This window comes from Duganella dendranthematis, from assembly GCF_012849375.1.
Classification (GTDB): Bacteria; Pseudomonadota; Gammaproteobacteria; order Burkholderiales; family Burkholderiaceae_D; genus Rugamonas; species Rugamonas dendranthematis.
Window position 1 is genome coordinate 5,585,499 of the sequence record NZ_CP051684.1, and the last position, 12,703, is coordinate 5,598,201.

15 protein-coding genes are annotated in these 12,703 nt (G+C 62.4%); 10 read left to right on the plus strand and 5 right to left on the minus strand.

Annotation, left to right across the window (positions count from 1 at the left end):
- The first annotated feature begins 87 nt into the window (after positions 1 to 87).
- Together HH213_RS25540 and yjjJ are read left to right on the plus strand one after the other, a co-directional pair.
- The gene (locus tag HH213_RS25540) at positions 88 to 1,038 is read left to right on the plus strand and encodes a 2-hydroxyacid dehydrogenase (RefSeq protein ID WP_169114117.1); all 951 of its coding nucleotides are present in this window, start codon (positions 88 to 90) and stop codon (positions 1,036 to 1,038) included.
- Between the two features lie 86 nt (positions 1,039 to 1,124).
- On the plus strand, positions 1,125 to 2,501 hold the full coding sequence (gene yjjJ, locus HH213_RS25545) for a type II toxin-antitoxin system HipA family toxin YjjJ (protein WP_169114118.1): 1,377 nt from the start codon (positions 1,125 to 1,127) through the stop codon (positions 2,499 to 2,501).
- Here the strand turns inward: yjjJ and HH213_RS25550 are convergent.
- The 4 genes from HH213_RS25550 to HH213_RS25565 are packed head-to-tail and all read right to left on the minus strand — an operon-like array spanning position 2,455 to position 5,416.
- On the minus strand, positions 2,455 to 3,225 hold the full coding sequence (locus tag HH213_RS25550; RefSeq protein ID WP_169114119.1) for a GGDEF domain-containing protein: 771 nt from the start codon (positions 3,223 to 3,225) through the stop codon (positions 2,455 to 2,457). The two genes, yjjJ and HH213_RS25550, sit on opposite strands and share 47 nt — an antisense overlap.
- On the minus strand, positions 3,225 to 3,611 hold the full coding sequence (locus HH213_RS25555; protein ID WP_110847876.1) for a DUF1987 domain-containing protein: 387 nt from the start codon (positions 3,609 to 3,611) through the stop codon (positions 3,225 to 3,227). Before HH213_RS25555 ends, HH213_RS25550 begins: the two co-directional genes overlap by 1 nt.
- A 19-nt stretch (positions 3,612 to 3,630) precedes the next feature.
- A complete protein-coding gene (locus tag HH213_RS25560; RefSeq protein WP_110847877.1) occupies positions 3,631 to 4,188 on the minus strand; it encodes a SiaB family protein kinase in 558 nt (185 codons plus the stop codon).
- A gap of 25 nt (positions 4,189 to 4,213) precedes the next feature.
- Positions 4,214 to 5,416, minus strand: a complete 1,203-nt coding sequence (locus HH213_RS25565; RefSeq protein WP_229263157.1) for a SpoIIE family protein phosphatase — start codon at positions 5,414 to 5,416, stop codon at positions 4,214 to 4,216.
- Between the two features lie 204 nt (positions 5,417 to 5,620).
- On the opposite strand from HH213_RS25565, the gene HH213_RS25570 reads away from it, so the two are divergent.
- Genes HH213_RS25570 through HH213_RS25590 form a run of 5 tightly spaced genes read left to right on the plus strand, consistent with a single transcriptional unit; the run spans position 5,621 to position 9,399 of the window.
- A complete protein-coding gene (locus HH213_RS25570; protein WP_169114121.1) occupies positions 5,621 to 7,246 on the plus strand; it encodes a methyl-accepting chemotaxis protein in 1,626 nt (541 codons plus the stop codon).
- Positions 7,247 to 7,302: 56 nt separating this feature from the next.
- Positions 7,303 to 7,878, plus strand: a complete 576-nt coding sequence (gene lptA / locus HH213_RS25575) for a lipopolysaccharide transport periplasmic protein LptA (RefSeq protein WP_169114122.1) — start codon at positions 7,303 to 7,305, stop codon at positions 7,876 to 7,878.
- Positions 7,879 to 7,880: 2 nt separating this feature from the next.
- The gene (locus HH213_RS25580; protein WP_110847881.1) at positions 7,881 to 8,420 is read left to right on the plus strand and encodes a hypothetical protein; all 540 of its coding nucleotides are present in this window, start codon (positions 7,881 to 7,883) and stop codon (positions 8,418 to 8,420) included.
- A 5-nt stretch (positions 8,421 to 8,425) separates the two neighbouring features.
- Positions 8,426 to 8,968, plus strand: a complete 543-nt coding sequence (locus HH213_RS25585) for a GNAT family N-acetyltransferase (RefSeq protein WP_169114123.1) — start codon at positions 8,426 to 8,428, stop codon at positions 8,966 to 8,968.
- Positions 8,965 to 9,399: a GNAT family N-acetyltransferase gene (locus tag HH213_RS25590; RefSeq protein WP_169114124.1), complete on the plus strand. Its 435-nt coding sequence runs from the start codon at positions 8,965 to 8,967 to the stop codon at positions 9,397 to 9,399. The genes HH213_RS25585 and HH213_RS25590 overlap by 4 nt, the downstream gene beginning before the upstream one ends.
- On the opposite strand, the gene HH213_RS25595 is transcribed toward HH213_RS25590, so the two are convergent.
- On the minus strand, positions 9,383 to 10,174 hold the full coding sequence (locus HH213_RS25595) for an SDR family NAD(P)-dependent oxidoreductase (protein ID WP_169114125.1): 792 nt from the start codon (positions 10,172 to 10,174) through the stop codon (positions 9,383 to 9,385). The genes HH213_RS25590 and HH213_RS25595 overlap by 17 nt on opposite strands.
- 158 nt (positions 10,175 to 10,332) lie before the next feature.
- On the opposite strand from HH213_RS25595, the gene HH213_RS25600 reads away from it, so the two are divergent.
- The 3 genes from HH213_RS25600 (at position 10,333) to HH213_RS25610 (ending at position 12,699) form a co-directional block, all read left to right on the plus strand.
- Positions 10,333 to 11,553: a hypothetical protein gene (locus HH213_RS25600; protein WP_229263158.1), complete on the plus strand. Its 1,221-nt coding sequence runs from the start codon at positions 10,333 to 10,335 to the stop codon at positions 11,551 to 11,553.
- Entirely contained in the window at positions 11,534 to 12,286 is a 753-nt protein-coding gene (locus HH213_RS25605) for a hypothetical protein (RefSeq protein ID WP_169114126.1), read from the plus strand. The genes HH213_RS25600 and HH213_RS25605 overlap by 20 nt, the downstream gene beginning before the upstream one ends.
- A gap of 80 nt (positions 12,287 to 12,366) precedes the next feature.
- The gene (locus HH213_RS25610; protein ID WP_110847886.1) at positions 12,367 to 12,699 is read left to right on the plus strand and encodes a hypothetical protein; all 333 of its coding nucleotides are present in this window, start codon (positions 12,367 to 12,369) and stop codon (positions 12,697 to 12,699) included.
- Positions 12,700 to 12,703: the final 4 nt, after the last annotated feature.

Sequence of the window (12,703 nt, forward strand, 5' to 3'; positions counted from 1 at the left end):
GAAATGCTGACCGAAAGTCCATGACTGGCAACGCGAATTCGTCTGCGCTTGTACAATCGCCACATGCTAACCCGAGTAGGTATCGATATGAAACCAGATGTATTAGTCCTGGCAGCCAGTCCGTCGGCCGATGTGATGGCGCAGTTGGCGCAGCATTTTCATTGCCACCATCTGTGGCAGCAGCCGCGCGAACAGCAAGCCGAATGGCTGGCCGGCGTGGCGCCGCAAGTGCGTGGCGTATTGACCACCGGTGCAATCGGCATCAAGGCCGATTTGCTGGCGCAGTTGCCAAAAGTAGAAATCGTCGCCGTCAACGGCATCGGCACCGATGCGGTGGACCTGGCAGCCACGCGTGCGCGCGGTGTCGCCGTCACCAACACCCCGGGCGTGCTGACCGACGATGTGGCCGACCTGGCGCTGACGCTGCTGCTGGCCGCCGCGCGCCGCCTGCCGGCACTGGATACTTTCGTGCGCGACGGTTCGTGGGAAGCCGGCAAACCAATCAAGCCGACGCGCACCTTGCGCGGCAAGGTTTGCGGCATTTATGGTTTTGGCCGCATCGGCCAGGCCATCGGCGAGCGCGCGCAGGCCTTCGGCATGACGCTGCAATACTTCCAGCCGCGCGCCATCGACGGCACGCCGGTGCCACGCGCCGAGTCGCTGCTGGCACTGGCCGAGAGCAGCGATTATCTGGTGGTGGCTGCCCCGGGCGGCGCGGCCACGCATCTCACGATCAATGCGGCGGTGCTAGCGGCGCTTGGCCAGCAAGGCACGCTGGTCAACATCGCGCGCGGTTCGCTGGTGGATGAAGATGCGTTGATCGCCGCGCTGGCCGACGGTACGCTGGGCATGGCTGCGCTGGACGTCTTCGCCGACGAGCCAAACGTGCCGGCCGCGCTGCGTGAACTCGACAACGTGGTGCTGACGCCGCACATCGGCAGCCTGACGGTGGAAACCCGCCACGCCATGGGCCAACTGGTGGTCGACAACCTGCGCGCGCATTTTGACGGCAAGCCTTTGCTCACACCGGTCAAATAATCGTTTCACCATCCCGGTAAAAATACGCGTAAGTCATTGAATATGCTATATTTGATGCATTAGAATCGTTTCATAAAACGTTTCACATGACCGATATACTGCACATTCTCCGACTTGCGCGCGTGCTGTCCGGCGCCGATCTGCTGCTGCGCCTGCAGAAAAGCCGCCCCACGCTCAGCCGCGCCACCATGATGCGCATGGTGCGTGAACTGGGCGACCAGATCGTGGTGCGCGGCGCCGCCCGCCGCACCAGTTACGCCGCGCGCCGTCCGCTGCGCGGCAGTACCGAATCGATTCCCATCTACCGCATCGACCGCAAAGGACGCGGGGAGCAGATCGCCATGCTCGATCCGATCTACCCGGCCGGCTGCGCGCTGCGCTACGAACAAACGCTTGAATGGCCGCTGGCGCCGGAAATGCGCGACGGCTGGTTCCCCGGCCTGCCATATCCGCTAGACGACATGCGGCCGCAGGGTTTTTTAGGCCGCAACTTCGCCCGTAACTACGCCAGCCTGCTGCAAGTCGGTCCCGATCCGCAGAAATGGCCGGAAGACGACATCCTCTACATGCTGGCGCAGTTGGGCCACGACACGGCCGGCAACTACATCATCGGCGAGGCCGCGTACCGGCGTCACCTGGAGAGCATGCAGCAAGGGCATGCGCTGCTGGCCGAACGCGCCTATCCCGAACTGGCCGCAGCGGCGATGCAGGCCGGCGACGCCGGTTCCTCGGCCGGCGGCGAATTTCCGAAATTTACCGCCTTCCGCGAGCATGGCGGCGAAAGCGCCCACGTCATCGTCAAATTTTCCGGCAACGACCAGACGCCGGGCGCGCAGCGCTGGGCCGACCTGCTGGTGTGCGAACACCTGGCGCTGGACACCATCGCAGCAGAACTGCGGCTGCAGGTCGCGCGCAGCCGCATCCACCGCGCCGCCCATCGTACTTTTCTGGAAGTGGAGCGCTTCGACCGCCATGGAGAATTCGGCCGCTCGGCAGTCTGCACCTGGGCCGCGCTGGACGCCGCCTTGTTCGGCATGGCCGGCGAAAACTGGAGTCGCGCCGCTGCCCGCCTGCTGGCCGAACGTTACATCAGCGCCGACACGCATGCGGCTATCAACCGCCTGTATCACTTCGGCCGGCTGATCGCCAACAGCGATATGCACGAGGGGAACCTGGCTTTCGTGCAGGGGGAAAGCGGCCAGCCGCCGCTGGCATTGGCGCCAGCCTACGACATGCTGCCGATGCTGTATGCGCCGGCGCGCGGCGTGGAACTGCCGCAGCGCGAGTATGCGCCGTCGTTGCCACTGCCGGCGGAGCGCGACGACTGGCTGGCGGCGGCCGATGCCGCCATTGTCTTCTGGCGCGCGGCCGGCGCGGATGAACGCATCAGCGCTGGCTTCCGCGTCGTCTGCAAGGCTAATGGCAAGGAGTTGAAGCGTCTTCGGACGTTGGTGGCTGAGTGACCGGCAGCGGCAGTTGCGAGTACAGCTTGACGCAGTTGCGGCCGGCGCGCTTGGCTGCGTACAGCGCCTCGTCGGCGCGGCTGTAGGCCAGCTCGAAGCTGGTGTCCATGCTGTTCCAGCTGACGCCTACGCTGGCCGTCACTTGGCGGTTGATCGGTGCGCCGAAGACCTGGTCGGCGATGGCGTCGCAGATGCGCATTCCCACTTCCTTGGCTTCCTCGGGCGAGGAGGTGGGCCACACCACCGAAAATTCTTCGCCGCCGACGCGGCCGATGGCGATGCCGGGACCGAACAGCGCCTTCAGGCAGTCCACCACGGTCTTGATGACGGTGTCACCGGCCGGGTGGCCGAAGTCGTCGTTGATCCACTTGAAGTGATCGATATCCAGCACGATCAGCGCCATGTCGCCATGCTCCAGGCAATCCGACGCCTGCTCGATGACGGCGGCGCGATTCAGCGCGCCGCTCAGCGGGTCGTGGGTGGCGCGGTATTCCAGCTGCTGCGCCAGTTCGTGCAGCTGGCGGTTCATCTGGTTCATGTCCAGTTCTGCGCGGTCGCTGCGGCGGATCAGGCGGCGGCTCTCGCGCATCAGGCGCTCGTAGTGGACGATCATTTCGGCCAATGCCGCGCGTGGGTCGGCGCTGGAGTCGGCGTGTGCCGCCTTGGCGTTGGCCAGCGCGGCGCTTTCCAGCGCAAACAGGTCGGCGTCGGCCGTGGGTTTCATCAGTTGCTCACTGCGTGATCGTGGAAGTCCAGCGCGCCGAAATCGTCTTGCAGTTCCTGGCCGAATTCGAGGATGGTGTCGTCGTCTTCGTCGTGATACCAGTTCAGGCGCACCTGGTTGCCGGCCATGGCGGCTTCGTTCAGCGCCTCGAAGAAACTGAACAGCATCTTGGTGCTGGAGCTGTTGAAGTAGGCCAGCGATACGTGCACGGTGATCTCGGCGTCGCTGCACTGGTCGAGGTAAGCTTTTACGCGCGCGATCACAGGACCGTAGAAGGCGGCGGCGTTTTCTGGATAGGATTCGCCCTTGATCGACAGCGTGTGCTGGTCGAAGCGGAAATCGACTTCCGGCGAAGTGGGCGAAGCGGCGATGAAGAGTGGTTCCATTTTATAGTTCTCAGTATGTTCAGATAATCGCTTTGATGCAGAAGACCGTGGTGTCCGGATTGTGCTCATCCTGCACGAATTCGAATTCCAGCGGTTCGCTGGCGTCGCGCGCCATGGTCAGGAAGCCCAGGCCTGCGCCTTTGCTGTCGGTCGGCGTTTCGTCGCGCAGCGCCTTTTTGTAAGCGAGCTTGATCTCTTCCATGCTCATGGAATGCAGCGGTTCCAGGCGGCTGCGGATGTTCTCCGCGTTGGCGCTGTCGACCGGATTGGCGCACAGCAGGAAGAAGCTGTCGTCCTTCATGCCGATGCAGAACGAGCCACGCCGCATCTGGTTCTCGGTGGCGTCGCCCGGCGTCAGCGTGTCGGACGAGTAGTGCATGATGTTCTGCGACATTTCGACAAACGACGAGAAGATGCGGCGGCGCGTCGGTCCTGCCGCGCCGGCCGTATCCAGCCGCGCCTTGATGGTCTCCGAAATGGCCGCCACCACGTGCTGCGAGAAGTAGCCCACGTAGAAGAAGATGATGTGGCGCTTGCGGGCCACTTCATAAAAATCGCTGAATTCTTTGTACAACAAGTGATGCTCCTCTTAGAGGCGTAAGTTAAGGACGTAAGCAGAAAAAGGTCAGGTCGTCGCGGCGCGGCTGTTCGCCTTGCCACGCCTGGTAATCGTCCAGCATCGCCTGCGCCACATGGCGCGCGCATTCGGTGCGCTGGGCCAGCAGCACGTCGCGCATGCGGCGCTTGCCGTAGGCGATGTCCTTGGCGCCGCCAATCTGGTCGATCAGGCCATCGGTGGTCAGGAACAGCAGGCTGCCTTCCGGGATGGTGATGATCTTGTTGGTCCAGCTGTAGTCCAGCGGCGAATCGGTGTAGCCAACGCCCATGCGTTCGCCGTCGACGGTCTGCACCGATTGCTGGTCCGGATCGAGCTGGAACAGCGACAGCTTGGCGCCGGCGAAGCGCAACTGGCGGGTGGCGTTGTCGAACCATAGAAAGGCTGCGTCCATGCCGTCGTTGGATTCGGTGTGGCCGTGGCCCTCGACCTGGCCCAGCATTCCTTTCACGCCGCGATTGACTTCGGCAATCAGCTTGGCCGGATCGCGCGGGCCCAGTTGCTGCAAGGCCTGCGTCAAGGTCGACGACGAAATCAGCGTCATGAAGGCGCCAGGCACACCGTGGCCGGTGCAGTCGGCGATGGCGGCGAACCAGCCGTCTTCGTATTTGGCGAAGTGGTAGAAATCGCCGCCGACCACATCGCGCGGCTGCCATTCGAGGTGAGCGTCGTCCAGCGCATCGGACAGCGCCAGGTTGGATGGACGCAGCAGCGAGCGCTGGATTACGCTGGCGTAGTCGATGCTGTGCATGATCTGGCGGTTTTTCTCGGCCTGCATATTGGCCACCACGTTCATCAGCTGCAAGCCGAAGCCGACGCCGGCCAGCGCGCCGTCACGGGTGACGATGAAGCCGTCGGCCAGCGCTTTTTCGCCCGATTCGACGGCACGGAAGGTCAGCGCTTCGATGGTCATATTGGCATCGACGATCAGCGGTTCCTTGTCCATGAAGGCGATGCAGCTCTTCTTGCCGTACAGCTCGTGGTAAAAGGGCTTGGACATCTGCGACATGAAGATGTTGCGGCTGATCAGGCCGATTGGGCGGCCGCTCTCGATGACGGGCAGGCTCATCAGGTCGCGGCGTTCGGTGAACAGCTCCAGGACGGCGAAATTGGTCGTGTCGGACAGGACCGAAATCGTCTCTACGCACAGGTCGGCGGCAACGGAGAGACGGAAGCGGGGCAGGTGCAAACGAGAGGCATTGAACTCCACGGCCGGGAACCCTTTATCAACACTGAGTCTTCCATGCTAACGGGCAATTGTTACATGCTCATTACATATTGACTAAAAGAAAACTCTGTTGCAAATATTGCTGTAAGGTAATATTGGCGTAACATTGGGTGTGTATATTGGTGAGAATCCGCGCAGAAGGCGCATTTTCCCTCAAGAGTAGCTATGAAATTTCCCCAATTGAATACCGGCATGCGTGTGGTGGCATCATTTGCCGTGTTGTTGCTGGTGATGGCGTGCATGTCCGTGTTATCGCTGTGGCGGCTGCAAACGGCCAACGATACTGCCTCCAACCTGGTGCATGAAAAGCTGGCACGGCAGCAGTTGACGTCCGAACTGCTGGGCGTGACCGAGTTGAACGGACTGCGGGCGATGTCGATTGCCCGCAGCGATAGCCTGGAGGTGGCCGACATCTTTCAGGCCCAGCTGACCGCCGGCGACAAGCGTGCGGCCGAGATGGAACGGCAACTGGCGGCCATGCCGGCCGGCGGCGAGGAGGCCAAGCTGCTGGGCGCGGTGGCAAGCAAAAAGGCGGCTTTCATGACACTGCGCGGCGAACTGTTTAAATTCAAGGACAGTGGCCGCACCCAGGAAGTCGGCGATCTGCTGGATAACCAGTGGCCGGCCGTGTTCAAGGCTTACGCCGGCGCGCTGGAGCAATTGCTGGCGTATCAGGCCGGGCAGGCCAAGGCGCTGGCGGAGCAGTCGGCTTCTCAATATCAGAGCAGCCGCGCCTTGCTGACCGGCTTCGGTCTGGCGACGCTGGCGCTGGGCGCGGTGCTGGCCTGGCTGCTGACGCGCAGCATCGTGCGGCCGCTGACGCAGGCGGTGTCGCTGGCCGAGCAAGTGGCTGGTGGGGAATTGCGCGGCGCGCTGACGCATGACCGCAGCGACGAGATCGGCAAGCTGTTCGATGCGCTCAGTCACATGACCGGCCGCTTGGCCGATACCGTCGGCCGCGTGCGCGACGGCGCGGTAGCGATCGATTCGGCCTCGCGCGAAATCGCCAACGGCAATCTGGATCTGTCGCGCCGCACCGAGCATCAGGCCGGCGCGCTGGAGGAGACGGCGTCGGCGATGGAGGAATTGACGTCGGCGGTCAAGCAGAACAGCAGCAATGCGCGCCAGGCCAATCAACTGGCGTTGTCGGCATCAGAGGTGGCGGGCAAGGGCGGGGCGGTGGTGTCGGAAGTGGTGCGCACCATGGCTAGCATCAACGAGTACGCGCACAAGATCAGCGACATCACCAGCGTAATTGACAGCATCGCCTTCCAGACCAACATCCTGGCCCTGAATGCGGCGGTGGAAGCGGCCCGCGCCGGTGAACAGGGACGCGGTTTTGCCGTGGTGGCGAGCGAGGTGCGCAGCCTGGCCCATCGTTCGGCCAAAGCGGCCAAGGAGATCAAGCAACTGATCCAGGATTCCGCCGAACGCGTGGCCACGGGCAGCGCCCTGGCCGAGACGGCCGGCGCCACGATGACCGATATCGTCGCCAGCGTGCACAAGGTGACGGCGATTATCGGCGACATCAGCGCCGCCAGCGCCGAACAGGAGCACGGCATCTTGCAGGTCAACACAGCGATCAGCGATATGGACGACGTGACCCAGCAGAATGCCGCGCTGGTGGAGGAGGCCGCAGCCGCCGCCGAGGCGATGCAGACGCAGGCGCGCGAACTGGCCGAGCTGGTTGGCTCGTTCAAGCTGGACGCGCAGCAGGCCGTCGTCCAGCCTTTGCCGCAGCGTCTGACATTGCCGGCGCCTGACGATAACCATCTGCGCCGTGCCGCATGAGCCACAGTTACAAAATTTGACTATTGCGGATCTGCAAATGTTGTATAGTTGATTGTATGAAAAACACTAGCCTGCTTCTCTGCTCTTTGCTGTTCGGCCTTTCCGCCGCTCACGCGGAGCGTGCCGACAGCTTCCAAAAAACGGTGGTCCGCGCGCGCGATGCGTCTGGTGAGTTGTCGCGCAAGGTTACGACGCTAACTGGCAACATCGAAATCCAGCGTGGCACGCTGCTGATTCGTGCCGAGCACGGCGTGCTAACGGAAGATGCGCAAGGCTACCAGCACATCGTGCTCAGCACCAGGCCGGGCGAAGCGCCAGTGTTCTTCCGCCAGCGACGCGACGGCGGCCAGAACGTATGGATGGAGGGCGAGGCGCTGGAAGTCGTTTATGACGAAAAGGCCGAGCTGGTGGATTTGATGGACCACGCCAAGGTGCGCCGCACTACTGACGGCGCGGTTACCGACGACGTGTTTGGTGAGCACATCATCTACAACTCGCGCGAGGAGCAGTACCAGGTCACGCAACTGGCGCACCGGGCGACCACCGGCGACCGTCGCGGCACTATGGTGTTGCAGCCGACGCGCAAAGACCCGCTGATCTCGCCGGCCTCGGCTACCGCTTCCACCCAGTAAATATGCGACGCTATCTCGCCTTGTTCATTCTCGTGCTGCTCAGTGGCTGCGGGATTAATTATGTGAAGCAGGTATCGCCTGGCGACGTGATTGGCAATGATCGCGCAGTAATCGTCTATGGCGTCAAGGTCGAAGGGCTGTGGGGCTATCCTCAGTTCTCCATTTCGCTGGATGAGTATGACGCCCAGACCGGCAAGATTACCGGCAATTGCCTGATCCACACCAAAACCCTGGCCACGGTTGACAGCGCTAGGCGTGATGTCCAGTATTTTGCGTTTGACGTTCCTCCAGGTCAGTATGTTTACAGCCCTTTTAACGCGAATCTTCTTTCCGGCGGCAATGTCGCGTTCGAGGCGGCGGCGGGCAAGCATGTCTACGTGGGGGAATTCGTCTACGAGAAGAACCGTGCGGTAACATTGCGCCAGAATCTGGATCAGGCAAAGGCGCCAATCGCCAGCCTGTTCCCTGGGGTGAAAGGCAACCTGTCTGCGGCGGACACCCGAACTGTCAAAAGTCCCAACATCTTTATTTGCACGCCTTAGATTGCATGACCCTATCCCTGCCTGACGAAATCCGCACGTCGCGACTGACGCTGCGCGCACCGCGTGCGTCCGATGCTGCGCACCTGTTTGCGGCTTATACGCAAGACCTGGATGTGGCGCGCTTCATGACATGGCGGCCGCAAACGCAGCTGGCTGAGACCGAGGGCTTTATCGCGTACTGCATGAAGGCCTGGGCGGAGAACCGCAGCCGTGCCTATCTGCTGGTCCTGCATGACAATGACGATGTGCCGATCGGCATGCTGGACGCGCGCTTGCAGCAGCGGACGATCGACATCGGCTACGTGCTGCAACGCAAATCCTGGGGCGAGGGACTGATGCCGGAAGCCATCGATGCTTTCACTCAGTTGGCGTTGTCGCTGCCCGAGTATTTCCGCATCCAGGCCACCTGCGACGTGGAAAACACCGCCTCCGCGCGCACGCTGGAAAAGTCCGGCTTCCTGCTGGAAGGGCGGCTGGAGCGGCACACCGTCGTCCCCAACCTGAGCGAGGAGCCGCGCGCCTGCTTCATGTACGCACGCTGCAAATGAACATCGCCATCGCAAGTCCATCCGACCTTGCGGATATCACCGCCCTGTACGCCGAAGCAGGCTATGGCGCGGCCATCGACCCAGCCGACACTATCCTCGTCGCCAAAGACGAGGCGCAACTGGTGGGCGTGGTGCGTCTGTGTCCCGAGCAGGGTGTGACTGTCCTGCGCGGCATGCAAATCCGCAGCGTCTACCAGCGACAAGGCATCGGCGCCCAATTGCTGGCCGCGTGCCGGCCATATCTCGACCAGCACGCCTCATACTGCCTGCCGTACGCACACCTGCTGCCATTTTACGGCGCAGCCGGATTCACCGTGACGGACAACGTCGAGCTGCCGGATTTTCTCGCTCAACGTCTGGAATTCTATCTGGCGAGGGGCCAGGCGGTCATCGCGATGCAGCGACCGCCAGGGATTAGAACGCGCTCTTGATGACGCCGCCGTCGACCCGCAGCGCGGCGCCGGTGGTGGCCGATGCCAGCGGGCTGGCGATGTAAGCCACCATCGACGCTACTTCCTGCGGCGTGCCAAAGCGTTTGATCAGCGAGGTCGGGCGTACATGGACGAAAAACTCTGCCTCAACTTGCTCGAAACTCTTGTCGGCCGCGCGTGCCATGTCTTCGACGAAATCGCCCACGCCGCGTGATTTGGTCGGGCCCGGGAGCACGCTGTTGACCGTGATGCCGGTGCCGGCGACCGATTCCGCCAGCCCGCGCGACACCGCCAGCTGCGCCGTCTTGGTCATGCCGTAGTGGATCATCTCAGTCGGGATCTGCACCGCGCTTTCACTGGAGATGAAGATGATGCGGCCCCAGTTAGCCTGTTTCATCTCCGGCAGCACCAGCCGCGCCAGCCGCACGCCGCTCAGCACGTTGACGTCGAAGAAGCGCAGCCAGTCTTCGTCGGGAATATCTTCAAACGCCTTGGGCTCGAAAATCCCCAGGTTGTTGACCAGAATGCTGATGCCCGGATAGCGCCGGATGACTTCCTGCGCCGCGTCGGCCTTGCTCAAGTCGCCCGCATAACCATGCACGGTGCCATGGGTTTCTGCACGGATACGTTCGACCGCCTCGTCCACGCCTTCCTGCGTCCTGCCGTTGACGATCACGCTGGCGCCTTCCAGGGCCAGCGTGGATGCGATTGCGTAACCAATGCCTGCGGTACTGCCACTCACCAATGCCAGCTTGCCATTGAGTTGTAAGTTCATCTCGACTCTCCTTGGTTGATTGACTCCTGATAATAGCCACCCGGCGAGACAGGTCATACACACGATCGGGCGCACATCCACACTTACCAAAGGCGGAGCGACTGGCGCGCCACCCCCTGCCTATACTGATCTTTTACCATCAAATGAAGGAAGACGTGATGAACACCCGCTTCAAGTTGTTGCTGCCTCTACTCCTTGCAGTAAAGCTCGCCTATGCGGCGCCAGCGCCGGCGATCCAGTCGGCCAGCAAGCTCAGCTTCGGCGATGCCGGTACCTTATTTGTCGCCGACTGGAAAGGCGCGCGTATTTTTGCATTGCCGTTGCAAGCCGCCGCCAGCCCGGCGGGCAAACCGTTCAACCTGCTGGATGTGCAGGCGCCAATCGCCAAAGCGCTGGGCGTAGCGCCGACGGCCTTGCGCTTTGAAGATCTTGCCGTCCAGCCCGGCAGTGAACTGGCCTACGTGGCACTCACCGTGCGCGGCGCCAAGGGCCAGAGCAAGCCCGCCATCGTCAGCATCGACGCATCGGGCAAAGTCAAACGGCTGGACCTGAGCAAGGCGTCGGGCTCGGCAGCGATCAGCGATGCGCCGAAGGGCGATGTCACGTTCTGGCGCGACCTGCCGGAACAGACACTCACCGTGACCGACATGCGCTATTACGATAACAAGCTGTACGTCGCCGGTCTGTCGGACCGCAGCTTCGCGTCCACCTTGCGTGTGTACGACTATCCATTCAACGGCAAGGCCAGCGCCACCACCATCGAAATGTACCATCCGGTGCACAACCAGGTCGAAACCCGCGCGCCGATCCGCAGCATGACCGTGATGACCATCGGCGGCGAGCCGACGCTGGTGGCGGCCTATACCTGCACGCCGCTGGTCACCATTCCGCTCAAGGATTTGAAGGACGGCGCGCACATCGCCGCCCGCACGGTGGGCGAATTGGGGTGGGGCAGTGCGCCTAACGGTCTGGTGAGCTTCAAGGTCGGCGATGCGGAATATGCTCTGCTGGTCAATTCCAGCCGTTCGGCCGACCTGCTGAGCGCCACCGATCTGACCAGCGCCGTTGCAGCGCCGGGCCTGAACACGCCAATCGAATGGCCGGGCAAGCCTTATCTGGGCGTGAAGGCGACCATGACGCCGATGTCGGCAGTGATGCGGATCGATAACCTGAATCCGCAACTGCTGCTGGCACTGCGCCGCTCCGACGCCGGCGGCGAGATGCAACTGGTGTCGATTCCGAAAGGCGGCTACCTGCGCCTGAGCGACTTCGTCAACGAATATGATTTCCCCGACTACCGCTATCCTGACGGCGATAAATTCCGCGACTTCCATAAATATGCGCGCACTCTCGAAGGCTATGGCGAACTGGCGCGCTAACGCGGCTTTGCTGGTGGTCACCTTGGCGGCCGGGACCGCGTCCGGCGCCAGCGTGACGCCGTCCGGCCCGGAGGTGGCGGAAAATCTGCTGCGCATCGAGCTGCATCTTGACCGGCCGATGGCGGGAGCGCTGGATATGTCCCACGTGACGCTGCTGGACAGCGCCGGCACGCCGATCCCTGACGCCTTTCTTGACCTGCCGCTGCTTGACCGCAGCGGCAGGAACGTGACGCTGCTGCTGCATCCCGGCCGCATCAAAACCGGAGTCGGGCCGAATGTTGCGCTGGGGCCGGCGCTGCGCAGCGGCCAGTCGGTGACGCTGCGTATCGATGATCCGCAGCTTGGTCGCCCCTTCGCGCAGCACTGGCAGGTAACGCCACCGCTGCGCGAGCGCATCGATCCCCAACAATGGACGGTGCAAACTGTGCGGCGGAGCGGCCGGCAGACCTTGCGCGTCATCGCTCCGGCCGCACTGGATGGCGATGCTGTCGAGGCGATTGCCGTGCAGGGGCCGGATGGCCGGCGCGTGGCTGGCGTCGCGATGCTGACGGCGGGCGAGCGGGAGTGGCAGTTCACGCCGAAGCAAAACTGGCGTCCGGGTGCGCATCTATTACGCATCCACCCAAGGCTGGAAGACCCGCAAGGAAACCGTCTATGTTCGGCGTTTGAGCAAGCGGAGCAGAGCGCAAAGCGCTGCGAGGATGACGGGAAACTGGCCTTTATTATTGAGTAACAGTGACAATAGGTGAGTATTGCATGTCTATAAAGGTTGTATAGTTTCCTCGTAAAATCAAACTCACTTGCGAGGGCTGAATGATAGTTTGGCGCGGATATGGCATTCTGGTGTTGGTGTTCACTGTGCTGGGTTACGCGCTGTGCAGGGTGGGCGCCGAACAGATCTGGGGTGCGCCGCTGCCGGCGGCCTATCGGCCAAGCTCCGAGCTGGCGGGCATGCTGCTGGCCGCCGCCATCGTCTACGGCCTGCATCGCCTGATCCAGTCCCGGCAATCGCCGCGCGCGTACATCGACAAGGCCACCGGCGAAGAGATTATCGTCCATCCCAAGAACGACCTGTTCTTTATTCCCGTGAAAATCTGGCCGTACATCCTGGCCGTGCTGGGTATCGTGTTCTTCTTCCAGAAATAAGCCG

Bases quoted from the DNA above. Each gene is read 5' to 3' on its own strand.
- HH213_RS25540 (WP_169114117.1), top strand. From the start codon at position 88: ATGAAACCAGATGTATTAGTCCTGGCAGCCAGTCCGTCGGCCGATGTG.
- yjjJ (WP_169114118.1), top strand. From the start codon at position 1,125: ATGACCGATATACTGCACATTCTCCGACTTGCGCGCGTGCTGTCCGGC.
- HH213_RS25550 (WP_169114119.1), bottom strand. From the start codon at position 3,225: ATGAAACCCACGGCCGACGCCGACCTGTTTGCGCTGGAAAGCGCCGCG.
- HH213_RS25555 (WP_110847876.1), bottom strand. From the start codon at position 3,611: ATGGAACCACTCTTCATCGCCGCTTCGCCCACTTCGCCGGAAGTCGAT.
- HH213_RS25570 (WP_169114121.1), top strand. From the start codon at position 5,621: ATGAAATTTCCCCAATTGAATACCGGCATGCGTGTGGTGGCATCATTT.
- lptA (WP_169114122.1), top strand. From the start codon at position 7,303: ATGAAAAACACTAGCCTGCTTCTCTGCTCTTTGCTGTTCGGCCTTTCC.
- HH213_RS25580 (WP_110847881.1), top strand. From the start codon at position 7,881: ATGCGACGCTATCTCGCCTTGTTCATTCTCGTGCTGCTCAGTGGCTGC.
- HH213_RS25585 (WP_169114123.1), top strand. From the start codon at position 8,426: ATGACCCTATCCCTGCCTGACGAAATCCGCACGTCGCGACTGACGCTG.
- HH213_RS25590 (WP_169114124.1), top strand. From the start codon at position 8,965: ATGAACATCGCCATCGCAAGTCCATCCGACCTTGCGGATATCACCGCC.
- HH213_RS25595 (WP_169114125.1), bottom strand. From the start codon at position 10,174: ATGAACTTACAACTCAATGGCAAGCTGGCATTGGTGAGTGGCAGTACC.
- HH213_RS25600 (WP_229263158.1), top strand. From the start codon at position 10,333: ATGAACACCCGCTTCAAGTTGTTGCTGCCTCTACTCCTTGCAGTAAAG.
- HH213_RS25605 (WP_169114126.1), top strand. From the start codon at position 11,534: ATGGCGAACTGGCGCGCTAACGCGGCTTTGCTGGTGGTCACCTTGGCG.
- HH213_RS25610 (WP_110847886.1), top strand. From the start codon at position 12,367: ATGATAGTTTGGCGCGGATATGGCATTCTGGTGTTGGTGTTCACTGTG.